Here is a 23,496-nt window from a genome sequence, read left to right as displayed (position 1 = left end):
CACGATGAAGGTCGATTCCCTCCGCGTCGGACTGTTTCAAGGCCCGCTCACGTCGAAAGATGCCATTGCGTCGGTGGAGTGCAATGTGGAGGCGATCGGGGCCGCAGCACGCGCAGTGGCGGCGTCGGGGGCATCCATCCTGGTGACGCCGGAGATGTCCGCAACGGGATACAACATCGGTGGACTGGTCGGAACGCGCGCGGAACCGGCGGACGGACCGATCTTCGACGCGATTGCGGCGGTCGCGATCAGCACCGGAATCACCATTGTCTACGGCTATCCCGAACTCTCCGGCAGCGATGTCTACAACAGCGTGCAGGTAGTAGGGCGCAACGGCCTCTCGCTTGCCAACTACCGCAAGACGCATCTCTTCGGGGCGCTCGATCGTGAGAATTTTGTGCCAGGTGACACTTTGGTTATCGGATTCGATCTCGACGGAATCCGGTGTGGTCTGTTGATCTGTTACGACGTCGAATTCCCCGAAGCTGTTCGTGCCCATGCTGATGCCGGAACCCAGTGGTTGATCGTGCCCACCGGACTGATGGCTCCGTACGAACACATTGCACAGCAAGTTGTTCCGGCTCGTGCCTACGAGAGCCAGATGTTTGTGACCTACGTCAATCGCTGTGGTTCGGAGTCCGAACTCACCTATTGCGGGTTGTCGTGTGCGATCGATCCGACCGGTAGGGAACTGGCCCGAGCGGGTGCCGCGCAGGAACTGATTCTTACCGATATCTCCGCCGCGGTTGTCACTCGATCACGTTCGCTCAATACACATCTCGATGATCGTCGACTCGATCTGTATCCCGACTATCGCTCCCAGCGAGAGGGCCGCCGATGACCGTTCCCGTAGCTCCGGACAGTTCCTCCGAGCCGGGGCCGTTGCCTCCGCTGACGATGTTCGGCCCCGACTTCCCCTTTGCCTACGACGATTACGTTGCCGACCCGGCTGGGTTGGGATCGGTGCCCGACGTCGCGTTCGGTACCGAAATCGCGGTGATCGGCGGCGGGCTTGCCGGCATGATCGCGGCGTACGAGCTGCTCAGAATCGGACTCAAACCGGTTGTCTACGAGGCAGATCAGATTGGCGGCCGAATGCGCTCGGTCGAATTCGACGGCTACCCGGGCGTAGTCGCGGAGATGGGTGCGATGCGATTCCCGCCGTCGTCGACAACGCTCTTCCATTACCTCGACGAGATGGCGCTAGAGACCCAGGAGTTCGCCAACCCGCTGGCGGAGGTGACCCCGAGTACCGTCATCGACCTCAAGGGCGAAAGCCACTATGCGCACACACTCGAGGATTTGCCGCCGATCTTCACCGAGGTCGCACAGGCGTGGGCACGCACTCTGGAAGACTACGCCGATTTGATTCCCATGCAGCAGGCAATTCGGGACCGCGATACCGCTGAGATCAAGCGGATCTGGAACGAGTTGGTGGTGCGATACGACGACCAGACGTTCTACGGATTCCTCGCCGCGTCGAAGCACTTCAAGTCCTTTCATATGCGGGAAGTGTTCGGGCAGGTAGGATTTGGTACCGGCGGCTGGGATACGGATTATCCCAATTCGATCCTCGAGATCCTTCGTGTGGTCATCACAGCAGCCGATGACGATCACCGTGGCATCGTCGGTGGATCGCAGCAGTTGCCGTTGCGGCTGTGGGACCGAACCCCCGCGCAGATGAGGCACTGGCCGGCAGGCACAACGGTTTCTTCGCTGAATGGCGGGAAAACGCGGCCCCGTGTCACTGAACTGCGACGTACCGAACCGTGTCGGTTCACGGTTGTCGATGCCGAGGGTTTCATCCGAACATATGCGAGTGCCATTGTGACTGTGCAGAGCTGGATGCTTCTCAACAACATCCGCTGCGCCGACGATCTGTTCCCGATCGATCACTGGACTGCGATCGAGCGAACCCATTACATGGGCTCGACCAAGGTATTTGTTCTTGTCGATCGTCCGTTCTGGAAAGACAAGGATCCCGAGACCGGTCGCGATTCGGTGTCTATGACACTGACCGACCGCATGAGTCGCGGCACGTACCTCCTCGATCAAGGGGAAGGGAAACCCGGCCTGATCTGTCTGTCGTACACGTGGTCGGATGATTCGTTGAAGTTGTTGGCGCTGAACGCTACCGAGCGCATGGAGATCATGTTGCGCTCCTTGGAAGAGATCTACCCCGGCGTCGATTTCCGTAGTCACATCATCTCCAGTCCGGTCACGCTGTCCTGGGAAACCGAACGCGACTTCATGGGTGCCTTCAAGGCAAATCTGCCCGGGCATTACCGGTACCAGGAGCGGCTGTTCTCGCACTTCGTGCAAAGTGACCTGGAACCGCGTCATCGCGGAATCTTCCTCGCGGGCGATGACATCTCCTGGACGGCGGGCTGGGCCGAGGGAGCGATCCAGACGGCGATCAACGCAGTGTGGGGCGTCGTCCACCATCTGGGCGGTTCTACGCCGTCCGGGAATCCTGGTCCTGGGGACGTCTTTGCGGATCTGGCGCCGATCCGGCTGGGTGACTGACCCGAGATTTGCAACTGCCGGATTGTCGTGTCCGGGGAGGGTTTGTACTCCTATCGGGCACGAACTTTATTCGGTGATGCACGTAACACTGGAAAGTGTTCGGATCCAATACTTTCCAGGAGGGTGTTCAATGGCGAGCACATCAACGGCAACCAAGTCAGAATTCGCGGACTCAGCGGATCCAGCGTTGGGACTGGTTGCCGAGTTGGCAGCAGCAGGGCAACGACTGGTATTTCGTCAGGGCGACGAACTGACCGGCGTGGTTCTGTGGCCCTCCGGAGAGCCCTCCCTCTCCGATCTGTGCGAGAACTTCGAATCCCTCGGACTTCGAGTGTCGACGCACCGCCCGCTTCCGACAGTTCTCGGATCGGCGCATCATTTCACCTTCGAGCCCTGCGCCTTCGACGGCGGTGCACTCGAGAAGATGGCCTCGGCTTTCGAAGCTGTTGTTGCCGGTAGGACCCGGATGGACAACTTCTCCAGCCTGATCGGCCGAGCCGACATCACGTGGCGTGACGCAGAGTTGCTGCGCGCGGCGTGCCGGTTCCTCGCGCAGGCACGCATCGGGCTGTCCGAAGGCTACATCGTGGGAGTATTGCAAGCGAAACCCCTATTCGTTCGGGCGGCACTCGGACTGTTCACTGCGCGATTCGACCCGGCAGTGCCGAAGCGCAGTGTGGCGGTTGCCGCCGCGATCACCTTGATCGACGAGTTGGTCGACAGCGCAGACACTCTCGACGAAGATCGGGTTCTCCGCGGTGTTCGCTCGTTTCTCCAGGCAACATTGCGGACCAACTGGTACCTGCGCGACGGCGCCGGCAATCCGCTGTCGTATGCGTCGTTCAAGATCGACTCCCAGGTTCTGTCGACGCCGCAGAAAACCGTTCCGTTCCGCGAGATCTACGTCAGCGCACCCAACGTCGAGGGCGTTCACCTGCGTAGCTCGTCGGTGGCCCGTGGCGGCCTGCGATGGTCCGATCGCTTCGAGGACTTCCGCACCGAGGCCTTGAGCCTCATGAAAACCCAGAGTGTCAAGAACTCGCCCATCGTTCCGACCGGAGCCAAGGGCGCTTTTGTCGTGCGCGGAACATCCACGCCCACACCGGACCAGGTGCAGGAGTCGTACAGCACGTTCATTCGCGGACTGCTCGACGTGGTGGACAACATCGTCGACGGCTCGCCGGTACATCCGGCCGAAGTGATCGCCTACGACGGTGAAGACTCGTATCTTGTCGTGGCAGCGGACAAGGGAACCGCCCGGTTCTCCGACGTGGCGAACGGCATTGCGATCGAGCGTGGTTTCTGGCTGGGCGACGCCTTTGCGTCGGGTGGTTCGGCCGGCTACGACCACAAGGCCATGGGCATCACCGCCCGCGGCGCGTGGGTGGCTGTGCGACGCCATTTTGCCGAACGTGGTGTGGACGTCGACACTGATCCTTTCACCGTCGCGGGGATCGGCGACATGTCCGGCGACGTGTTCGGCAACGGAATGTTGCTCTCGCACAAGATTCGTCTGGTTGCGGCGTTCGACCACCGCCACATCTTCATCGACCCGAACCCTGACCTGGAGGCCACGCTGCGCGAACGCGCCCGACTCTTCACCGTGCCGCGCTCGTCCTGGGACGACTTCGATCGCACCGTGATATCGAGCGGCGGCGGCGTGTGGCCGCGCAGCGCAAAGTCCATCAGTCTTCCGCGCGAGGCCCGCGACGCACTCGGAATCACCGAGGAGAAGCTCACCCCGCAGGAATTGATCCGGGCGATCCTGTGTGCGCCGGTCGACCTGTTGTGGAACGGGGGCGTTGGCACCTACGTGAAGGCGTCGGGCGAGAGCAACGTCGACGCGGCCGATCCGTCCAACGACGGTGTTCGTGTGAGTGCGGACGAATTGCGTGCCGGCGTGGTGGGGGAGGGCGGCAATCTCGGTTTCACACAGCGCGCGCGGATCGAATACTCTGCCGGCGGTGGACGAATCAACGCCGACTTCATCGACAATGCGGCCGGTGTTGCGACGTCGGACCGAGAGGTCAACATCAAGATCGCTCTTGCAGGGTTGGATTCCGGCTCACGAAATGCGCTTCTGGCGTCGGCCCAGGACGAGGTAGCCGCGTCGGTACTGAAGGCCAGCGAGGATCAAACCCTTGCCATCAGCCTGGCCGAGCATCGGGCACCGGCACTTCTCGACCAGCACGAGCGGCTGATCGAGAATCTGATTGCGGCGGGCGCCATGAAACGCGTCGAAGAATCGCTGCCGGATGCCAAGTCGCTTGCCGTGCGGGCCCGGGCAGGTCAGGGGCTTCTTCGCCCCGAACTTGCTGTGCTGGTTGCTCAGTCGAAGAATGTGCTGACTGCCGAGTTGGGTGCTTCCGAGGCCCCTGACAACAAGATCTTTGCCGACCGGCTGACGCAGTACTTCCCGCCGTCGGTGGTCGAGGCAGCGCCAGAGGCTGTGCAGGCGCACCGACTCGGACGCGACATCATCATCACTTCGGTGGTCGACGAACTGGTCAACCGCGTAGGGCCGGGTGTGCTGTTCCGGCTGGAAGAGCACTTGGGTGTGCGCAGCCCGGAAGCGTCGTTGGCGTATGCGGTGGTCAGTGAGGTGCTCGGCACCGAGGGTCTGCGCCGCGACATTCTGAACTCCGATCTTGATGCTGCCGAACAACTTCAGGCACTTGATCGACTGCAACAGTTGCTTGAGTCCGAAATGAGCTGGGTGCTGCGACGGCCAGGAGCGGCCGGACGGTTTGCGGTGAACCCGCGGGCAGACATCGATCGATGGTCGGGGCCGGTGCGCGAACTCACGGCGGGGCTGAACTCGAGCGAACGTATCGAGGTGTCCTTCGGAGCTCTGGCGTTGGCCGACCTTGCACTGCAGGAGAATACGTCGGTCCAGGCGGCTGCGACCGTCTACCGTGAGCTCGCTGCAGAGCTTGATCTGGGTGACGTACTCGGCGGCGTCGACGTTGCCGTCGGAGCTTCACACTGGGAGGTCATGGGCAGCGCTGCCGTTCATGCTCGATTGACGACGCGATTCGCGGATCTGGTATCAGGTGCTCTCGACGACGATCGCGACGGTGTGGTGCAGCGGTGGTCGAGCGCCAATCTCGATGCTGTGCACCGATTTACGACGTTGATGTCCAGTGTTCGCCGCAGCGGTTCGCTCGACACTGCGCGACTGTGCACCGTCGACGCGGAACTCGAACTGCTGATCCGCGGCACATCGTCGTTCTTGTCAGCGGCTCTCCCAAGCGAGTAGCGACAGCAGCAGTTCAGCTCTGACCCTGGCCTCGCCGAGGTCGCATCGCAAGAGTTCTTCGACGCGGGTGATGCGACCTCGGAGAGTGTGCCGGTGGATACCGAGTTCGGAAGCGGCAGATTCCCATTGGCCGTTGGCCTCGAGGTAGGCGCGGAGCGAGATCGCGAGGGCTGTTCCGTGTTTGTCGTCGTGTTCGGTCAGCACGGGAATCGTGTCGGCGGCCATGGCAACAAGCGCTTCTCTTGCGGGTTCGGACGCAAGAATCGTCGAACCCGTCAGTGCATCGAATTCGAGAATGCGCGCTGTAGCCGTTGTGAGGTTGGCTGCAGCGCGGGCTTGGACAAGTGCGCGCGCAGCGTCGAGGATTGGGTGCGGCGTGCTGATCCCGGCGCGAACAGCTTTGGATTCGCTCGGAGACAGCTGCGCCAGAAGCGCTTGTGCGGTGTCGACGGTATCGGTGCCACGAAGCAGCACGGTGAGTGCGGTGTTCTCCACTTGGGCAAAAAGAGGTCTTCCTGCGCGTGCAAGTGCGCTGTCCAGCTCGCGTAGAGCAGGTCCCAGCGCTGATCCTCGGATGTGGACGACGCGTACCAATCCGTTGGTGTCGCTTGCTTCGCCGAGATACGACGGCACGGCGTCTTCGGCGATTCGTCCGTCGAGTAGCAGTCCGAATGCCATCGAGTTCAGCTTGGATCGTTCGGCCCGCAGGCGCACTGGCTTCTCGAGTTCCAGGGTCAACAGTGAAACAGCATGTCCGAGAAGCACTCTGTCGATGTTGCTCAGTGGTCCCGAACCGGCCAGTGCAAGGTAGCCGTGCCAACTGTCGGTCACACCGACCGGGGAGAGCGTAAGCGTCCGCTCGGGGGTGCTCTGCGAAATCGATGCCGGTGCATTGGGATCGCGAGTGGTCGTGGCCACGGCACGCACCTCGGCGATCAGCGACTTCTGATTTGCGGGATGTACGGCGGTAATGCGGTCGCCGACAAACGCAACCGAAGTTTTTGTCGCCGTGGCCAGTTCGCGCACGATCGCGGAGACACCGCCGCGCAGCGCAACCCGGGTGATGCGCGTCTGTACTTCTGCCGCGCGCAGGACGGACTCGTACTCCTGCTGACTCAGCCGGGTCATCACCGCGCGGGTGACTGCCGCGAACGGGGTGGTGAACGGAACGTCGAGCAGGGGAAGTCCGCGACCGCGGGCAGCCGCGAGAAGTTCCGGCGGGACCTCTTTGTGAGAAAGTCCCGTTCCGAACCCCAGTGCTGACACTTCCGCCGACGCCAAACGGTCGACGTAGTCGGCAAAATCAGCGGCAGTAGAGCCCACGAATGCAAGCCCGGTAGTGAGCACCAGTTCCCCGCCCGAGAGCCACGGAGTGGGGTCTGTCAGCTCTGTGGCCTGTGCAAACGTGACCGGCTGAGTGGATGACGACGGGTCGGTCAGCAATGTCAGCGACAGGTGCTTCTGACGCAGTAGCCAGGAGATCGGAACGGTCACGAGTTCAAGGCTAGCGGGAGCTGCCGATATGGAGTAGGCCTGAGTATGTAGATATCCATTTCGGCACTGCTCGATGGTGCTCGCGCGTCGCATACTCGAATGCAATACACAACCGAGAGGGTGGTCACATGAGTGCAATCGAATACCGGCTTCCGCAGGAACGTCGCATCGTCACGGAGTTCCCGGGCCCGCGCTCGGCTGCGCTCGCAGAGCGTCGTAAGAAGGTTGTCGGAGCAGGCGTCGCGTCCACCCTTCCGGTGTACGTCGCTGACGCGGACGGCGGAGTGATCGTCGATGTCGACGGCAACTCGCTCGTCGATCTCGGTGCCGGTATCGCCGTGACCAGCGTCGGTGCATCCAACCCGGCTGTTGTGGCCGCAGTTCAGGATCAGGTTGCACACTTCACCCACACCTGTTTCATGGTCGCTCCGTACGAGGGCTACATCGAGGTCGCCGAGCGCCTGGCCGAACTCACCCCCGGTGACCACGAGAAGCGTTCCGTTCTGTTCAACTCCGGCGCCGAAGCCGTCGAGAACGCCGTCAAGATCGCGCGTCACGCAACGGGTCGCGACGCCGTTGTGGTGTTCGATCACGCGTACCACGGCCGCACCAACCTCACGATGGCACTGACGGCAAAGTCCATGCCGTACAAGAGTGGCTTCGGTCCCTTTGCCCCCGAGGTCTACCGCGTTCCGATGTCCTACCCGTACCGCGAGGGCCTGAACGTCGACGGTTCGAAGATCACCGGTGAGCAGGCCGCACAGCGCGCCATCACGATGATCGAGAAGCAGATCGGCGCGTCGAACACGGCAGCCATCCTCATCGAGCCCATCCAGGGTGAGGGCGGATTCATCGTTCCCGCAGAAGGATTCCTCCCGACGCTCGTCGCGTGGGCCAAGGAAAACAGCGTCGTCTTCATCGCCGACGAGGTCCAGGCAGGCTTTGCTCGCACAGGTGCCTGGTTCGCCAGCGACCACGAGGGAATCGTCCCGGACCTGGTCACGCTTGCCAAGGGCATCGCCGGCGGTATGCCGCTCGCAGCTGTCACAGGCCGCGCCGACCTGATCGACGCAGTCCACCCGGGCGGCCTCGGCGGCACGTACGGCGGTAACCCCGTCGCCTGCGCCGCGGCGCTGGCATCCATCGACCAGATGCACGAGCTGGACCTCTGTGGTCGCGCCCGCACCATCGAGACCACCGTCGTCGGTCGAATGAACGCGCTGGCAAAGGAACTCGACGTCATCGGCGACGTTCGTGGACGCGGCGCCATGCTCGCCATCGAGCTGGTCAAGCCCGGCGGACAAGAGCCGGATGCCGACATCACGAAGGCCATCGCAGCTGCGTGCCTCGCGGCAGGCGTTGTGATCCTCACGTGCGGCACTTACGGTAACGTCATTCGTCTACTCCCTCCGTTGGTCATTTCCGAAGAGCTGCTCGACGACGCCCTGACCGTCCTCGAGTCTGCTATTCGCACTGCAGCACAGGAGAACTGACATGTCGAACGTCTCGGAACTTCTCGATTCCGTACCCCAAGGTCTCTGGCTGGGCGGCAAGCTCACGCCGGCCGAGAAGACCTTTGCGGTCTACAACCCGGCAACCGGCGAAGAGTTGGCTCAGGTAGCCGACGCCACTGCAGCTGACGGTATCCGTGCCCTCGATCTCGCTGCTGCGGCACAAGATGATTGGGCCGCGACGCCTGCTCGGAACCGTGGCGAGATCTTGCGTCGCGCGTTCGAGTTGTTGCACGCCCGCGCCGAGGACTTCGCGCTGATGATGACCCTGGAAATGGGTAAGTCGTTGGCCGAGAGTCGCGGTGAGGTCAACTACGGTGGCGAGTTCCTGCGTTGGTTCAGTGAGGAAGCCGTCCGCATCGGTGGACGTTTCACACAGGCTCCGGCCGGTAACGGTCGCATCCTTGTCACCAAAGAAGCCGTCGGACCGGTTCTGGCGATCACGCCGTGGAATTTCCCGTTGGCCATGGGAACCCGAAAGATCGGACCGGCACTTGCGGCCGGCTGCACCATCATCGTCAAGCCGGCCGAGGACACTCCGCTCACCATGCAGCTTCTCGGCCAGGTATTTGCCGACGCCGGCCTGCCTGACGGTGTGCTCTCGATCCTCCCGACCTCCGACGCCGCAGCTATCAGCGGACCGCTGATGGAAGACGCACGTCTGCGCAAGGTTACGTTCACCGGTTCCACCGGCGTCGGAAAGCTGTTGGTGCGCAATGCCGCTGACAAGCTTCTCCGCACGTCCATGGAACTGGGTGGCAACGCTCCGTTCATCGTCTTCGACGATGCCGACATCGATGCAGCTGTCGACGGTGCGATGCTTGCGAAGATGCGTAACGGCGGCGAGGCGTGCACCGCAGCTAACCGCATTTACGTTGCCAACTCGGTGCGCGAAGAATTCACCGACAAGTTCACCGCCAAGGTTGCGGCCTTGAAGGTGGGCGCAGGTGACGCCGAGGGTACCAACATCGGCCCGCTGATCAACACCAAGCAACTCGCCACCGTCACCGGACTCGTCGACGACGCCGTGTCCAAGGGTGCGCGCGTTCGCACCGGTGGATCGGCGCCCGAAGGCCCGGGGTTCTTCTTCACCCCGACCGTTCTCGACCAGGTGCCCGCCGACGCGCGCCTGCTGAAGGAAGAAATCTTCGGACCTGTTGCAGCCGTAGTCGGTTTCGACACCGAAGACGAAGCCATCGCCGCAGCGAACAACACCGAGTTCGGGCTTGTGGCGTACTTCTACACCCGTGACATCGATCGCGCGATGCGCGTCTCGGCGAAGCTGGACACCGGCATGGTCGGCGTCAACCGCGGCGCGATCTCCGATGCCGCAGCACCGTTCGGTGGTGTCAAGGAATCAGGCTTCGGTCGCGAAGGCGGAACCGAAGGTATCGACGAGTACCTCGACACCAAGTACGTAGCGCTGTAAGTTCTTCCGCGAACAACGAAGGCCTCGCCGGATTCCCGGCGAGGCCTTCGTTGTTCGAGGTTATTGTCCCAGCGGAGTGGGGCGGTAGTACTTGCCCTCGTGATAAAGAAGCGGCGCCGCGGCGGAATCATCGTCTTCGTCGGCGTGAACTCGGGTGACAAGCCCGACAACAAGGGTGTGGTCGCCCACCGGAATCAACTGATCGACCGTGACGCGCATCCAACTGGGCGTGCCGTGCAGAACCGGCTCGCCGGTATCGAGGACAGCCCAGAGTGATTGATCGGCAAAACGCTGATCGGCGCTGCGCGCAAAGCGCTGGGCCAAATGTTGTTGGTGTTCACCGAGAAGATGAATCACCAAGGACTTTGCGGCCTTCAGGGCGGTGATGCTCGACGACGTCTCCGCGATGTTGAACGACACGAGCGGCGGCTCGAGCGAGAGCGACGAGAACGAGGTCGCCGTGAACCCTACCGGTCCGGTGCCGGAGTCGAGGGTGACAACAGTGACTCCCGCGGGGTGACGGCCCAGTGCGGCCCGGTAGTCGGCGGCGCAGATGCCGGTGGACAACTCGGGCGCGGTGGTCGCGTCGGGTGTGGTTGGGTTGGAAATATCGTTCGGCGTGTCAGTCAACGGGGCTCTCCGGTGGGAAATTTGGTCTTTCGACCCACTATAAGCGCGCGTCTGACCGTCCTTAGTCCATATCCACGGCAAGGCCGGCCGTGATGCGCAGCAGTTCCGGATACGTCGTGCGGAAGACTGTGTTCGGATGGCCCGCCGCGGCCCACAGGATCGGATACTGCTCGAGCGCGGTGTCGACGTACGTCGGCAGGTTGGTGGGGTGCCCGAGCGGCGCCACTCCGCCGATGGGTTGACCCGTTGCGGCCTTGGCCATCTCCAGCGGAGCCCGGGTCAGTTTGCCTTCGAGGCGCTCACCCGTTGCCTGCAGATTCACCTGGTGCGCGCCTGAGACCAGCAACAACACTGGATCGTCGTCGAGTAGGAAGACGAGTGACTTGGTGATCGCGCCCACCTCCACCCCGACAGCTGCCGCTGCTTCTTCGGCAGTGTGCGTCGCGTCGGCTTGCGTGACGATGACGCCGTGATGACCGCGAGCGATCAGGGTTTCGGCGACGTGCGAGGCGTTGGGGTGGAGGAGGCTCGTCATGAATTCAAGAGTAGGACTAGTCGGCGATTGTCACAGCCGGAGTTGGCACTGTGTCGGCGGACTTTCGGTTCTTCCTGATTGTAAATCCGAACAACATGGCGGCGCCGACCACGGCGTACAGGAAAAGCGTCAGCACGGGCTGGCCGACTCCGACGTTGCCGAAGTACACGATGCTTCGAACACCCTCGGTGCCGGCGCCCGGAGTGATCCACCGGCCGATCGCGGCATAGAACGACGGGAGCACATTCGAGCCGAAAGCGCCTCCGGCACTGGGATTGCCGAGGATGACAAACACTGCGATCGCCAACGGGACGGCGAGAACGCCGATTGCCGCGCGGAGTCCGACCGTGAACATTGCCGTACCGAACACGACGGCACTTCCCAGCAGTGAGAGCGGGAGCCAGTGCCCGGCAAAGGTCCCGAGAACATGCGACGTGATGAGTGCGCCAAACGCCCCGGAAATCACCGAGTACACAGCGATCACACCGGTATGTGCAGCTGCCTGGCGAAGCGTCTTCGGTGCACCGATGAACAGGCCGATTGCTGCGGCAAAGAGGTAGCCGCCCACAACCCAGCCGATCGAGAGGTAGAAGCCGGACAGGCCGCGGTTGTCGTGAGTACCCACCGGGATCTCGTCGCGCACCACGAATTCACGGTTCTGGCTGCTCTCGACCTGGGTAAAGATCGATTCGAGTGACGTTGCAATGGAGCTACCGCCCGCACTGGCGGTGATCAGGGTGTCGGCTCCCGCCGGATTGATGACAAACGCACCCTGGATCTCGCGATCGTGGAGCATCCGACGCGCTGCGGCGGTGTTGTCGCCAACGCGCGCGTCGAGCGGGCTGCCGTCGATGGCGTTGAGCTTGTCGGCGATCTGCTGATCCATGCCGGCCGGTGTGCCCTGATCTGCGATGACCACAATCTCGATGTCACGTGGCGTCGGCTGATGGAACGCGGCGACATAGCTGAGGATGAAGCCCATCTGGAGCAGGATCATGCCGACGAACAGCGCGACCATGACTTTCGGGGCGCCGTATTTGGCCAGCAAGTTGTCGCTGGGGTGTTCGTGCGGAGGCGTGGGTGTTTCCGGTGCGGCGTGTGCCGGATGCGTTGTGGTCACGATGAGTCCTGATCTTGTCGAAAGTAAAGAGCTTGTCAATACCCGAGGTATTGAATACTCTAGGTATCGTGACCGAATCCCGTCAACCGGACTTCGTGCCGGTAACCCGCCCCGGACGCGACGTTGTGCGGCAAAGACTGCTCGACGCTGCAGCGGAAGAATTTGCGGAGCAAGGATTCAGTGCTGCACGTCTCACCGAAGTGGCCCGCCGAGCGGGCTTCACGAAGGGCGCCGTCTACTCCAACTTCGAGTCCAAGCAAGACCTGTTTGCCGAACTATTTGCGCAACGGTCACTCGAACTTGCCGGGAGGGTGCTCGCCGAGATCGCGGGCATGAGCCCCACCGATGCCGCCGGCAAAAGCGGCGAGGCAATCGCGTCGTGGATGGCGGGCAACCCCGGGTGGTTGCTGCTCGTCCTCGAATTCGGGGTCCTCGCCGGACGTGACCCCCAGATCGCCCAGGCATACCTCCGAGAGCGTCGGCACCTACGCAGTCAACTAGTGGAATTGATCGGTGCGCGAGCCCGGGAATGGGGCGTCGAGGATGCCTTCGATGTGCGGACTACCGCAATCTCGTTGATGGCCTTGATATCCGGATTGGTTCTCGAACACTCCGTGGACCCGGAAGAAGTCGATCAACAAGCAATGGGCGCCGCAGTGACCGCTCTATTTGCAGGCGCAGTCGCGCGGGCCGGTTTGCCCACCAGCTAACGCATCGGCGTCTGGTGGCGTCGCGGTCGTGGATATTCGGCGCCGCGCGCCAATTGTGCGCCCGCAGGGACAACTGGCCGCGCGGCTGAACATTAGCCGCGCGGCAACCACATCAATTCCGGCATATCAAACAAAACGCCCGCGACCGGAATCGGCCGCGGGCGTTCGAGCAAAGAAACTCAGACTGTTGCTGGAGTGTTCTCGTCGAGTTTCGGATCTTCGTTCGCGATCCGCTTGTTTCGGATAACGCTGCTGATAAAGGCCGCGCCGATCAAGAAGACACCAACAAGGCCGGTGATGATCTCGTTGATGTGAACACCGATGGACACCATCAGGATGACGGCCAGAGCGCCGATGGCCCAGTGAGCGCCGTGCTCGAGGTAGACGTAATCGGACAGCGTGCCCTTGCGGACGAGGAAGACGGTGATGGAGCGGACGAACATCGCGCCGACAAAGCCGAGGCCGAGAGCGATGATGATCGGGTCCGAGGTGATCGCAAACGCGCCGATGACGCCGTCGAAGGAGAAGGACGCGTCGAGGACCTCGAGGTACAGGAACAGGAAGAATCCGGCCTTACCTGTTGCCTTGGCCAGCTCGGTGGGTCCGCCGGACCTGACGGTCTCTTCGTCTTCGTCCTCTTCGGGAAGGTTGAAGAGTTCACCCAACCCGTTGACGGCGATGTACGTGATCATGCCGAGCACGCCGGAGATCATGACCGTCGTGACCTTGTCGTCTGCGGCGAGGAACGAACCTGCCAGAACCAGAGTGAGGCCGGCAACGACAACTGCGAGCTGATCCAGCTTGCCGATCCGCGCAAGGGGCTTCTCGAGCCAGGACAGCCAGGTGATCTCACGCTCTTCGAAGATGAAGCCGAGGAACAGCATCAGCAGGAACATGCCACCGAAGGCGGCGATGGTCGGGTGAGCGTCGGTGATCAGTGTTTCGTAGCTCGGATCGCCGTTGGGGAAGTAGGCGGCGTCGTCGGCCGGCGGGTTCAGCGCGAGGTCGAGTGCCGCGATCGGACCCAGGCCCGATGCCGCCCACACGATGACAAGCGGGAACACCAGACGCATACCGAACACCGCGATCACGATGCCGACGGTGAGGAAGATCTTCTGCCAGAAATCACTCATTCTTCGCAGAACGGTGGCATTGATGACGGCGTTGTCGAAGGAAAGCGAAATTTCCAGAATTGACAGGATGACAACGAGGAACAGAGCCTCGGGTCCGCCGTAGATGAACGCGACGATCATCGCGATGATCGAAATGCCGATCGATAAACCGAATATTCGCAGTACCACGGAGCGTGGCCCTTTCTAGTTGGTCAGTGCGCAGTGGTTACTGCAGCGGTTATCTCACCGCAATCGATACGAAGCCGGGGAGAGTTCCACAGCGTACTGCGGAACTCTCCCTTTGGTCAGCTCGACGGTAGGTCGACTATCAGACGTTGACGCCGTAGTCGCGTGCGATGCCCGCGAGGCCCGAGGCGTAGCCCTGGCCGATAGCGCGGAACTTCCACTCTGCGCCGTTGCGGTACAGCTCGCCGAAGACCATGGCGGTCTCGGTGGAGGCGTCCTCGGACAGGTCGTAGCGGGCAAGTTCGTTGCCGTTGGACTTGTCGACAACGCGGATGTACGCGTTGCGGACCTGGCCGAAGGACTGCGAGCGTGCTTCTGCGTCGTAGATCGAGACGGGGAAGACGACGCTCTCGATGTTGGCCGGAACAGCGGCGAGGTTCACGTCGATCTGCTCGTCGTCGCCTTCGCCTTCACCGTCGGTGTTGTCACCCTTGTGCTCGATCGAGCCGTCGGGCGAACGCAGGTTGTTGAAGAAGATGAAGTGCTGGTCGGAGACGACCTTCTTGTCTGCACCTGCGCCGATTGCGCTGGCGTCGAGGTCGAAGGCTGCGCCGGTGGTGGAACGTGCGTCCCAGCCCAGGCCGACAACCACTGCGGTCAGGTTCGGGGCCTCCTTCGTGAGAGAGACATTGCCGCCTTTGGTCAAGCTGACGCCCATTCAGGGGTCCTTTCAAGAGAAGAGACATGGCCCGCGACGACGATTGGCCGTCTTGGGAATGTGTTTACCTCCTCCACCCTAACGGCACTTCGGGTGTGGCTGCGGTAACAGTGGAAATCGAAACGGAAGCGCAAGCAGTCGGCCCCGTAGGATTCAATCGTGGTAGGCAGATGGTCGGAGCGCTTCAATCGGGGGGTGAGCGTGGAGGAGTCGATCAGTCGTGCGCGGGAGGCGCAGACTGCGATGGTCTCGGCGTTTCTCGACATGGACAAGCGTCAGACGATTGCTTCCGCTGCTGTCAAAGCGTCGACCGAGCTCTTCCCCGAGCGTGGTCTGGGCGAGGCCTGGAAACCGGTGAGGGACAAGTGCTACGTGGCGGTGTCGAACTACCTGTCCACGAGCGAGCAGTACGGGAACGACCAAGCTCTCCATCGTGATGCGCGCACTGCCACTGCGGCCTTCGAGAAGTCGGTGGCCGAACTGGTATCCGCAGCTCAAAGCATTGATGCCTTCTACAACGGCAATCGAAGCCACCTCGAGCAGGCCACGGCGACGATGTCCACGATTCCGGTTCTCGGTCAGCAGGCGCGCGCGGCTGCCGAAGCCGCTCGCCGCGCGTTGAGTGATACCGATCGGCGCTATTGCGAGTACCCGTCGGTGGTTGCGTCGTCGGAGCATCTGGACGCGTCCGTTGCCGCGCTCGCTCGGGCGGAACACGGTGAGCGGGCAGACGAAATCCGGGTCGAAGCCGAGCGGGTCAACGCCGCGGCAGCAGCACTCACGGAAGCATTGGCCCAGGCACCGTCCACACAGCGACATGCGCAGACGACGGTGTCGGCCGTGTCGACGAGGCTGGCTGCGGTGCGAACGCGGGTGGACCGCCTCGACCCTGCGTATTCGGCATTGCTCCGGGAGTTCAATGCCGCGAGTTCAGCAGATCTGGTCAACAACAGCAGTCGGAGTCGTGAACATATCGATAACGCCGCTGCCGATTTGAACGAGGCAATGCAGGCTTTGGATGTGGGCAATCCGGAGCATGCGTTGGCGTTGATGGCAGATGCGCGTCTTCATCTTGCCGAGGCGGAAGCCTGCGTCGATGCTGTGACGGATCGTTTGACAACACTTCGGGCAGTTCGGGCAGATCCGACAGAAAAAGAGCGTCAGGTCCGTTTTCGTTTGAAAGACGCGCAGATGTTTGCCGTCAATCACGGTTTGGTGGCGGAATGGGGGTCCGTGCTCGATGCGCAGTTGGCGCGGATCGAACGGGCGGCTGCGTCACTGACGGGAACTCATCCGGACTACTGGTCGTATGTCATGCAGTTGGATTCGGTTTCGGCGTTCATCGCCGAAGTCGTCGAAAAGATGCGGACGCAAGCAGGAAGACGCTGACCAAGAACTGAATATGCAGGTCGGGGCCGATCGGGGGATCGGGATGGACACCCGAAAAATCAAGTGGGGGATGAAACGTGGAATTGCCATCGGTCATAGAGAGAAGAGACATGCAGCACTTTCAACACCTCGAGGATGATGTGCGGGAGCAATTGTTCCTGCATGCTCCCCGGACCTTCAGCGACTCCGACGAGCGAGACCTGCTGGCGATCGCTTTGGGCGCGACTCTCTACGTTCCCGCCACGCGGGCAGGGTTGGCCGAGATCGTGGAGAAGCGCGCTGGCGAAGGTGTCAGTTCGATGGTTCTCGATCTCGAGGACGCCGTCGCGGACGACGAGGTGGAAACTGCGCGGGCCAATGCCGTGGCCGCGCTCGACAAGATCGCGGCAACGGATGCGGTCGGCATGTTGCTCTTCGTCCGGGTCCGTGAAGTGTCCGACATCGCGGACATTGCACAATCGCTGACGATTGGGCGCGCTGCGCTGACCGGATTTGTCATCCCGAAATTCGGGAGTGAATCCGGCGAGTCATTCCTCGATGCCATCGCTGACGCGTCGGAAGCGCTCGGAAAGCATCTGTACGCCATGCCCGTCCTCGAATCGCCGGAATTGGTACACCGTGATACCCGCGATCATGAATTGCGCAGTGTCCAAGAGCTTCTGACTCGTCATCGGGATCGCATTCTCGCGGTTCGCATCGGTGCCACCGACATGTGCAGCACGTTCGGTATCCGCCGTGACCGCGACTTGACGATCTACGACGTGCGTGTAGTTGTCGATGTCATCGCCGACATCGTCAATTACCTTGGCCGAGCCGATGGTTCGGGTTTTGTCATCACCGGGCCGGTGTGGGAGTACTTCGCGGACCACGAGCGTATGTTCCGCCCGATGCTGCGTGCGACGCCGTTCGAGGAGCACGACGCGGTGCGGTTCCGGCAGCACTTGGTGAGCCGCGACCTGGACGGTTTGTTGCGGGAAATCGCTTTGGATCGGGCCAACGGCATTCAAGGTAAGACGGTTATCCACCCGTCGCACGTTGCCGCGGTCAATGCGTTGTCCGCAGTCACCCATGAGGAGTACCACGACGCTCTCGACATTTTGGGCGTCGAGGTGGGTGGGGTGCAGGCGTCCGGCTACCGGAACAAGATGAACGAGATGAAGCCGCACCGCAACTGGGCTAGGCAGACAGCCTTGCGTGCACGTGTTTTCGGCGTGACCAACAAGGGGATCACGTTTGTCGAACTGCTGACGGCGTTGGTTGATCGATGACCAGCAGCGTGGGGTCGGTTCCCTGGGCCACAGAAGAATTCGGATTGGATCTTGTACACGGCGACTCCGCTGTCGGACGGACGGTGCCGGAGTTGGTGATTCCCGGACTGCGTCGCAATCCGCGCCGTGCGCACCTGTTGGTGTCGACGGTACTCGGCAAGCACATCCCGACGCCGCCATCGGTTGTCATCGGGGCCGCCGACGATCTGGGTGATCTGGTGCGCGAGCGCCTGGGCGTCGGCGTTGACGTTGTTGTGCTCGGATTTGCCGAAACTGCAACAGGTTTGGGCCATTGTGTTGCTGCCCGCCTGCATGCTCACTGCTACTTGCATTCGACGCGCCGCGACGTACCAGGGGCTACTACGTTGGCCGGGTTCGAGGAGGGGCACTCGCATGCGACAAGTCACCTGATGCAACCGACGTCGGCGGAACTGTTCGAGAACAATTTGCCCCTGGTGTTGGTAGACGACGAAATATCGACCGGTGCAACAGCTATCGATGCCATTCGCGCACTGCACGGCCAGTGCCCGCGCGAGCGGTACGTCGTGGCCTCGCTGGTGGACATGAGAACCGACGAGCATCGCGCGGCCAGTGAGGCTGCCGCGGCAGAATTGGGAGTGGCTATCGATTACGTCAGTCTCGCATCGGGTTCCACTGTTCTGCCGCTCGGTCTGACGGAACGAGTGACGGCGCTGGATGCTCCCACTCTCAATATTGCCGGTACCGATCGCGGTTCGGTCACCAGAGTGGACATTCCGTGGCCGGCGGCAGTACCGGACGGAGGCCGTCACGGATTCCTCGACGCGGATTCGGCAGGTTTCGACAGCGCGGTCGAAGCCGCTGTCAGGGTTCTGGATTCGACGGTGGCACCAGACCGTGCACTGATCGTGGTCGGTCACGAAGAGTTGATGTATCTCCCTCTTCGCATTGCGAGCGGTCTCGAACGCGGCGGCCGCCAGGTGCGGTACCAGACGACCACGCGGTCTCCGGCATACGTCATGGACCATGTGGGCTACCCGCTGCGTCGTGGATTCACCTTTGTCGCACCGGAATCCGGCGAGAACGAGCCGCGCTTTCTGTACAACGCGCAGTGGCCGGACGTGGCCGTCGACGCACTTGTCGTGCTGATCGTGGACGAACCTGCCGACACCGATCGCCTGATGGCGTCCGGCGGTGTCGTGGAGGCACTGAGAAATGCCGGGACCGATGTTGTCGTGGCAACGGTGCGCGGCGCAGACCCGTCGACGTTGCGGGATTCGAGAGAAGGTGAAGGCACATGACGGCGCCTCTGGTCGGACCGGAGTTCGGTTCGTATGCACCCGACGAAGTGACGTGGTTGCTCAAGGATCTGTCTCACGTGGACCTCGAAGCGGATGTTGCGCTGCGGGAGAAACGTATTCAGTCGGGTGAAGCACATTATGCCGAATCCCTTCCCATCGAGTACCAGCCCGATGCCGCGTATCGCGAACTGTTCGAAACCGTGTTGTCGGAGAGTGCGCCCAGGTTGGCGCGTGCGGTCGGAACGGTTACAGACCTGGTGCTGGCCGAGCGCGGCTCCGACGTCGTATTGGTCTCGCTGGCGCGTGCGGGTACTCCGGTCGGAATTTTGATGCGTCGGTGGGCGCAGCACGTTCACGGATTGACCTTGCCGCACTACGCCGTGTCCATCGTGCGAGGTAAGGGCATCGATTCTGTCGCGCTCGATTATCTTGCGCGCCATCATGATGCGTCGAACATCGTCTTTGTCGACGGCTGGACGGGCAAGGGTGCTATTGCCCGGGAACTCGAGGCCGCTCTCGCCGAATACCATGCGGAGGGCGGCGCCGAATTCAATCCGGACCTCGCTGTTCTCGCGGATCCCGGATACTGTGTTCGGACCTACGGCACCCGAGACGATTTCCTGATCGCGTCGGCGTGCCTCAATTCGACTGTGTCCGGTCTGGTCTCACGGACGGTTCTCAACGACACCCTCATCGGACCCGGGGACTTTCACGGCGCGAAGTTCTACGCCGATCTGGCCGACGTCGATGTGTCCAACCGTCTACTCGACGTCGTCTCGGCGGAATTCGACAACGTACGGAGTGATGTCGCGGATTCACTTGCCGCTGTGCGCGCTTCGGATCGGACACCGACCTGGGCAGGCTGGGAATCGGTGGAGAAGGTGCAGGCGGAATACGGGATTTCGACCGTGAACTTCGTGAAACCGGGTGTCGGCGAGACCACCCGCGTGCTGCTTCGCCGACTGCCCTGGAAGGTGCTCGTTCGCGAGAGCAGAGCACCCGAACACGCACACATCCGTCTGCTGGCCGAAGCTCGCGGCGTCCCGGTCGAGGAAGTACCCGATCTTGCGTACTCCTGCGTCGGATTGATCAAGGACATCACATGAGTGCGTCACCGGTACTGGTTGCGACCGATCTGGATCGCACGATGATCTATTCGAAAAACGCGATCGGCGGGGATCCCACCGGCACCGATCTGACCTCGGCACAGCACTACGTGTGCGTCGAGTACTACGACGGCGGTCCGCTGTCCCACATGAGCACCGAGACCATCGATCAGCTCCGGGCGCTCAGCGCGGCAACGCCGGTGATTCCCACGACCACCCGGACTATCGCGCAGTTCCAGCGCATCGACCTGCCGGGCGCTCCGTGGAAATACGCGATCACGAGCAACGGCGGCAACATCCTGGTGGACGGAAAGCCCGATCTCCGCTGGCGCAGCGAGATCGACCGATCGACCCGCACTGCCGGGATGGAGCTGGCGCACGTTCACAGTGAACTGGAAACCCGCATCGACGTCAGCTGGGTCAGTTCCATGCGGGTGGCAGACGAGCTGTTCCCGTACTTGGTAGTGGACTTGTCGACCATCCCGGCCGATTTCGAAGCGGACTGGAGTGCCTGGTGCACCTCACGCGGTTGGAACGTCTCGCGACAAGGCCGGAAGATCTACACGATGCCGGACGCGGTCTCGAAATCTCGAGCCCTCGCCGAGGTGCGAGCCCGCCTCGTCGACGCGGGCGAACTCACGCCGGACGCCACTGTCCTGTCGGCCGGAGACGGTGCACTCGATGCGGACATGCTCGAATATGCGGACTTCGCGATCCGGCCCCGGCACGGTGAGCTGGAAGAACTCAACTGGCAACGGCCGACCGTTACTGTGACAGAAGGATCCGGTATCGCGGCGAGTGCGGAGATTGTGCGTTGGTTCTCCGCCCACGTTGCCGCGATGACGGTCGGAACACCGCAAGAGTCCGAGCAGCTCTCTAAGTAATGCACGCTCTGAAATGAAGGAGATGTAGTTGTCTGTATCGCTTGCCAAAGGTCAGAACGGTCCGTTGGATGTGCCGGAGGTGATTGTCTCAGTGCAGTTGGCCGCCGCCGCTGACCTCTCCGCACTGCTCGTGGCCGGCAACGGCAAAGTGCGCTCCGACGCGGACTTCGTCTTCTTCAATCAGCCCACCGGGCCAGGCGTGCAGTTGGTTCCCAACCCGGGTGGCATCGCGTCGCTCAAGGTTTCGCTGGCCGGTGTGCCTGCCGACATCGAGCAGGTTCGTGCGGTGATCACTCTCGACGACACTTCCTCGAATTTCGGGCGCACCGCGGCGCCGACGGCTCGGGTATCGGATGCCGCCGGAAACGTGCTGTACGAGTACGTGATCGACGGGCTGTCCAGCGAGTCCATCGTCATCGCGCTCGAGGTGTACCGACGTCAGGGCGCGTGGAAGGTCCGCGCCGTCGGGCAGGGCTATGCCGGTGGATTTGCAGCGTTGGTGACGGATCACGGTGTCTCCGTCGACGACGCACCAGCACCCGCTGCCCAGGCCGCACCCCCGCAACCGGCCTACAGCCCGCCGCCGCAGCAGCAGCCGGTCTACAACCAGCCTCCCCAGCAGCAGCCGGCCTACAACCAGCCGCCGCAGCAGCAGCCGGTCTACAACCAGCCGCCGCAGCAGCAGCCGGTCTACAACCAGCCGCCGCAGCAGCAGCCGTCGTACAACGCGCCGCCGGCCCCGCCCGCGCCGCCGGTGTACAACCAGCCTCCTGCCGCACCGGCTGAGGTGAGCCTGGTGAAGGGTCGCCCCGTCAGCCTCACCAAGGGGCAGAAGGTCACGCTCCGCAAGGAGGGCGGCGTTGCACTCACTCTGATCCAGATGGGGTTGGGCTGGGACCCGATCAAGAAGAGCGGCATGTTCGGCAGCCGCACGGCCAATGTCGACCTCGATGCGTCGGCGCTCCTGTACGCCGACGGCAATCTGGTCGACGTCTGCTACTACGGACAGCTCACGTCGAAGGACGGGTCGGTGCGTCACATGGGTGACAACCTGACCGGCGACGGTGATGGTGACGACGAAGTGATGACGGTCGATCTCCAGCGCGTGCCTGCGCACGTCAACGCGGTGATCTTCACGGTTACGTCGTACCGCGGGCACACTTTCGAGCAGGTGCAGAATGCGTTCTGCCGTTTGGTCGACAGCACCACCAACTCCGAATTGGCTCGGTACACGATGCAGGGCGGTATGGCGTTCACCGGAATGGTGATGGCAAAGGTGTACCGGCAGAACGGTGAATGGAAGCTGCAGGCGATCGGCGAGGGCATCCAGGCAAAGCACGCCGGCGAAGCCGCACCACAGCTGGGCCGTTTCCTGATGGCGTAGTGAGTGAAATTCGGTTGGGGTGTGAAAGGGCTTGGCTCGGTAGATGATTAATCGTGGGATTCGGTTCGGTTCAGTTGCGGCCACCGTGGTGGGACTGGTTCTGACGTTGGCGGGTGCCGGCGCCGCACACGCGTCGGTTCCCGTGGACTCCGGAGAGAACGCAGGCATCAAGTACACCGCTCTCGGAGACTCCCGGGCGTCGGGACCACGCTTGGAACCGATGTACCCCGACGGGTGCTCGCGGTCGTACGAGAACTTTGCGGGCAAGATATCGCGCGAACTCGGAACCTCGGAGTTCGCGGACGTGTCATGCAGTGCTGCTCGTAGCGAGAACATCATCTCCACACCCCAACTGATTCCGACGCAGTGGCCGGTCCAATTGGATGCAGTACACCCGGACACAAATCTGATCACCCTCTCGGTCGGGGGCAACGACTCGAACACCCTGATCGTGGGGGCACTGTGTGCTGCTCCCGCACCGGGCGTCGATCGCGGATGTCGCAACGATCCGCTCACCGAGTCCCTTGCGCAGTCCGGCATCGATCAGGCTGCCGATTCGCTCGACAAGACTCTGGCTGCGCTGACGCAGCGGGCTCCGCAGGCGCGGATCTACATGGTCGGAGCAGGCGGGATGATCGGTGCCAGGGCGTGCTGGCCCAATGTTCCGTTCTCGGACGGTGACGCGGCGTGGTTCATGAACTACTACGCGCGTTTCAACACACAATTTGCCGCGATCGCCGGCCGGTACGGCGTTCACGTCATCGACATCGCCACGGACGCGGTAGCGGGTGGACACGACGCCTGTGCTGCGCCGGAGCAGCGGTGGTTCGAGGGCATGTTCTCGGAGTCGACGGCGCAACGACTGCACTTCACAGCGAGCGGAATGACCGAAGTTGCAGGCCGAATTGTGGCAGATCTGCGAGCGAACCCCATCGGCGTGGCATAGTTCTCGGCT

19 protein-coding genes are annotated in these 23,496 nt (G+C 62.3%); 13 read left to right on the top strand and 6 right to left on the bottom strand.

Features of this window, described 5'->3' with window-relative positions; all coding sequences use genetic code 11:
- Positions 1–4 precede the first annotated feature (4 nt).
- The 3 genes from EEB13_RS26760 (at position 5) to EEB13_RS26750 (ending at position 5,785) form a co-directional block, all read left to right on the top strand.
- Positions 5–841: a carbon-nitrogen hydrolase family protein gene (locus tag EEB13_RS26760; RefSeq protein ID WP_141486599.1), complete on the top strand. Its 837-nt coding sequence runs from the start codon at positions 5–7 to the stop codon at positions 839–841.
- Positions 838–2,526 (top strand): flavin monoamine oxidase family protein, encoded by a 1,689-nt coding sequence (locus EEB13_RS26755; RefSeq protein ID WP_045068264.1) that lies wholly within the window; start codon positions 838–840, stop codon positions 2,524–2,526. The genes EEB13_RS26760 and EEB13_RS26755 overlap by 4 nt, the downstream gene beginning before the upstream one ends.
- 130 nt (positions 2,527–2,656) lie before the next feature.
- Positions 2,657–5,785 carry an NAD-glutamate dehydrogenase domain-containing protein gene (locus EEB13_RS26750; RefSeq protein WP_141486598.1) on the top strand — a complete coding sequence of 1,043 codons (3,129 nt, stop codon included), beginning with the start codon at positions 2,657–2,659 and terminating at the stop codon, positions 5,783–5,785.
- Here EEB13_RS26750 and EEB13_RS26745 read toward each other — a convergent pair.
- On the bottom strand, positions 5,762–7,279 hold the full coding sequence (locus EEB13_RS26745) for a PucR family transcriptional regulator (RefSeq protein WP_141486597.1): 1,518 nt from the start codon (positions 7,277–7,279) through the stop codon (positions 5,762–5,764). The genes EEB13_RS26750 and EEB13_RS26745 overlap by 24 nt on opposite strands.
- Before the next feature lie 128 nt (positions 7,280–7,407).
- Here EEB13_RS26745 and gabT point away from each other — a divergent pair, with 128 nt between their 5' ends.
- Together gabT and EEB13_RS26735 are read left to right on the top strand one after the other, a co-directional pair.
- On the top strand, positions 7,408–8,772 hold the full coding sequence (gene gabT, locus EEB13_RS26740; protein ID WP_116104175.1) for a 4-aminobutyrate--2-oxoglutarate transaminase: 1,365 nt from the start codon (positions 7,408–7,410) through the stop codon (positions 8,770–8,772).
- 1 nt (position 8,773) lies between these two features.
- Positions 8,774–10,219 carry an NAD-dependent succinate-semialdehyde dehydrogenase gene (locus EEB13_RS26735; RefSeq protein ID WP_033236295.1) on the top strand — a complete coding sequence of 482 codons (1,446 nt, stop codon included), beginning with the start codon at positions 8,774–8,776 and terminating at the stop codon, positions 10,217–10,219.
- A 60-nt stretch (positions 10,220–10,279) separates the two neighbouring features.
- On the opposite strand, the gene dszD is transcribed toward EEB13_RS26735, so the two are convergent.
- From dszD to EEB13_RS26720, 3 genes are all read right to left on the bottom strand, one after another.
- Complete coding sequence (gene dszD / locus EEB13_RS26730) at positions 10,280–10,849, bottom strand: NADH:FMN oxidoreductase DszD (RefSeq protein ID WP_033236296.1); 570 nt, start codon at positions 10,847–10,849, stop codon at positions 10,280–10,282.
- Positions 10,850–10,910: 61 nt separating this feature from the next.
- Positions 10,911–11,384 (bottom strand): YbaK/EbsC family protein, encoded by a 474-nt coding sequence (locus EEB13_RS26725; protein ID WP_033236297.1) that lies wholly within the window; start codon positions 11,382–11,384, stop codon positions 10,911–10,913.
- Positions 11,385–11,400: 16 nt separating this feature from the next.
- A complete protein-coding gene (locus EEB13_RS26720; RefSeq protein ID WP_116104173.1) occupies positions 11,401–12,504 on the bottom strand; it encodes a hypothetical protein in 1,104 nt (367 codons plus the stop codon).
- A 68-nt stretch (positions 12,505–12,572) separates the two neighbouring features.
- Between EEB13_RS26720 and EEB13_RS26715 the strand changes: the two genes are divergently transcribed.
- The gene (locus EEB13_RS26715) at positions 12,573–13,214 is read left to right on the top strand and encodes a TetR/AcrR family transcriptional regulator (RefSeq protein ID WP_116104172.1); all 642 of its coding nucleotides are present in this window, start codon (positions 12,573–12,575) and stop codon (positions 13,212–13,214) included.
- A 179-nt stretch (positions 13,215–13,393) separates the two neighbouring features.
- On the opposite strand, the gene EEB13_RS26710 is transcribed toward EEB13_RS26715, so the two are convergent.
- On the bottom strand, positions 13,394–14,515 hold the full coding sequence (locus EEB13_RS26710; protein ID WP_033236299.1) for a DUF475 domain-containing protein: 1,122 nt from the start codon (positions 14,513–14,515) through the stop codon (positions 13,394–13,396).
- A gap of 139 nt (positions 14,516–14,654) precedes the next feature.
- Positions 14,655–15,230 carry a TerD family protein gene (locus EEB13_RS26705; RefSeq protein ID WP_033236300.1) on the bottom strand — a complete coding sequence of 192 codons (576 nt, stop codon included), beginning with the start codon at positions 15,228–15,230 and terminating at the stop codon, positions 14,655–14,657.
- 243 nt (positions 15,231–15,473) lie between these two features.
- Here EEB13_RS26705 and EEB13_RS26700 point away from each other — a divergent pair, with 243 nt between their 5' ends.
- The 7 genes from EEB13_RS26700 (at position 15,474) to EEB13_RS26670 (ending at position 23,487) form a co-directional block, all read left to right on the top strand.
- Complete coding sequence (locus EEB13_RS26700) at positions 15,474–16,619, top strand: hypothetical protein (protein WP_141486721.1); 1,146 nt, start codon at positions 15,474–15,476, stop codon at positions 16,617–16,619.
- 110 nt (positions 16,620–16,729) lie between these two features.
- Positions 16,730–17,887, top strand: a complete 1,158-nt coding sequence (locus EEB13_RS26695; protein ID WP_141486596.1) for an HpcH/HpaI aldolase/citrate lyase family protein — start codon at positions 16,730–16,732, stop codon at positions 17,885–17,887.
- Complete coding sequence (locus EEB13_RS26690; protein WP_141486595.1) at positions 17,884–19,167, top strand: phosphoribosyltransferase family protein; 1,284 nt, start codon at positions 17,884–17,886, stop codon at positions 19,165–19,167. The genes EEB13_RS26695 and EEB13_RS26690 overlap by 4 nt, the downstream gene beginning before the upstream one ends.
- Positions 19,164–20,273: a cysteine protease StiP family protein gene (locus tag EEB13_RS26685; protein WP_141486594.1), complete on the top strand. Its 1,110-nt coding sequence runs from the start codon at positions 19,164–19,166 to the stop codon at positions 20,271–20,273. The genes EEB13_RS26690 and EEB13_RS26685 overlap by 4 nt, the downstream gene beginning before the upstream one ends.
- Positions 20,270–21,157, top strand: a complete 888-nt coding sequence (locus EEB13_RS26680) for a haloacid dehalogenase (protein ID WP_033236304.1) — start codon at positions 20,270–20,272, stop codon at positions 21,155–21,157. The genes EEB13_RS26685 and EEB13_RS26680 overlap by 4 nt, the downstream gene beginning before the upstream one ends.
- A 28-nt stretch (positions 21,158–21,185) precedes the next feature.
- Positions 21,186–22,541 carry a TerD family protein gene (locus EEB13_RS26675; RefSeq protein WP_141486593.1) on the top strand — a complete coding sequence of 452 codons (1,356 nt, stop codon included), beginning with the start codon at positions 21,186–21,188 and terminating at the stop codon, positions 22,539–22,541.
- A gap of 43 nt (positions 22,542–22,584) precedes the next feature.
- Complete coding sequence (locus EEB13_RS26670; RefSeq protein WP_033236306.1) at positions 22,585–23,487, top strand: SGNH/GDSL hydrolase family protein; 903 nt, start codon at positions 22,585–22,587, stop codon at positions 23,485–23,487.
- The last annotated feature ends 9 nt before the right edge of the window (positions 23,488–23,496 follow it).

This window comes from Rhodococcus sp. WS3, from assembly GCF_003797085.1.
Lineage (GTDB): Bacteria > Actinomycetota > Actinomycetes > Mycobacteriales > Mycobacteriaceae > Rhodococcus_F > Rhodococcus_F globerula.
This window is presented reverse-complemented; position numbering and strand designations above follow the sequence as displayed.

Bases quoted from the DNA above. Each gene is read 5' to 3' on its own strand.
- EEB13_RS26760 (WP_141486599.1), top strand. From the start codon at position 5: ATGAAGGTCGATTCCCTCCGCGTCGGACTGTTTCAAGGCCCGCTCACG.
- EEB13_RS26755 (WP_045068264.1), top strand. From the start codon at position 838: ATGACCGTTCCCGTAGCTCCGGACAGTTCCTCCGAGCCGGGGCCGTTG.
- EEB13_RS26750 (WP_141486598.1), top strand. From the start codon at position 2,657: ATGGCGAGCACATCAACGGCAACCAAGTCAGAATTCGCGGACTCAGCG.
- gabT (WP_116104175.1), top strand. From the start codon at position 7,408: ATGAGTGCAATCGAATACCGGCTTCCGCAGGAACGTCGCATCGTCACG.
- EEB13_RS26735 (WP_033236295.1), top strand. From the start codon at position 8,774: ATGTCGAACGTCTCGGAACTTCTCGATTCCGTACCCCAAGGTCTCTGG.
- EEB13_RS26725 (WP_033236297.1), bottom strand. From the start codon at position 11,384: ATGACGAGCCTCCTCCACCCCAACGCCTCGCACGTCGCCGAAACCCTG.
- EEB13_RS26705 (WP_033236300.1), bottom strand. From the start codon at position 15,230: ATGGGCGTCAGCTTGACCAAAGGCGGCAATGTCTCTCTCACGAAGGAG.
- EEB13_RS26700 (WP_141486721.1), top strand. From the start codon at position 15,474: ATGGTCTCGGCGTTTCTCGACATGGACAAGCGTCAGACGATTGCTTCC.
- EEB13_RS26695 (WP_141486596.1), top strand. From the start codon at position 16,730: ATGCAGCACTTTCAACACCTCGAGGATGATGTGCGGGAGCAATTGTTC.
- EEB13_RS26690 (WP_141486595.1), top strand. From the start codon at position 17,884: ATGACCAGCAGCGTGGGGTCGGTTCCCTGGGCCACAGAAGAATTCGGA.
- EEB13_RS26685 (WP_141486594.1), top strand. From the start codon at position 19,164: ATGACGGCGCCTCTGGTCGGACCGGAGTTCGGTTCGTATGCACCCGAC.
- EEB13_RS26680 (WP_033236304.1), top strand. From the start codon at position 20,270: ATGAGTGCGTCACCGGTACTGGTTGCGACCGATCTGGATCGCACGATG.
- EEB13_RS26670 (WP_033236306.1), top strand. From the start codon at position 22,585: ATGATTAATCGTGGGATTCGGTTCGGTTCAGTTGCGGCCACCGTGGTG.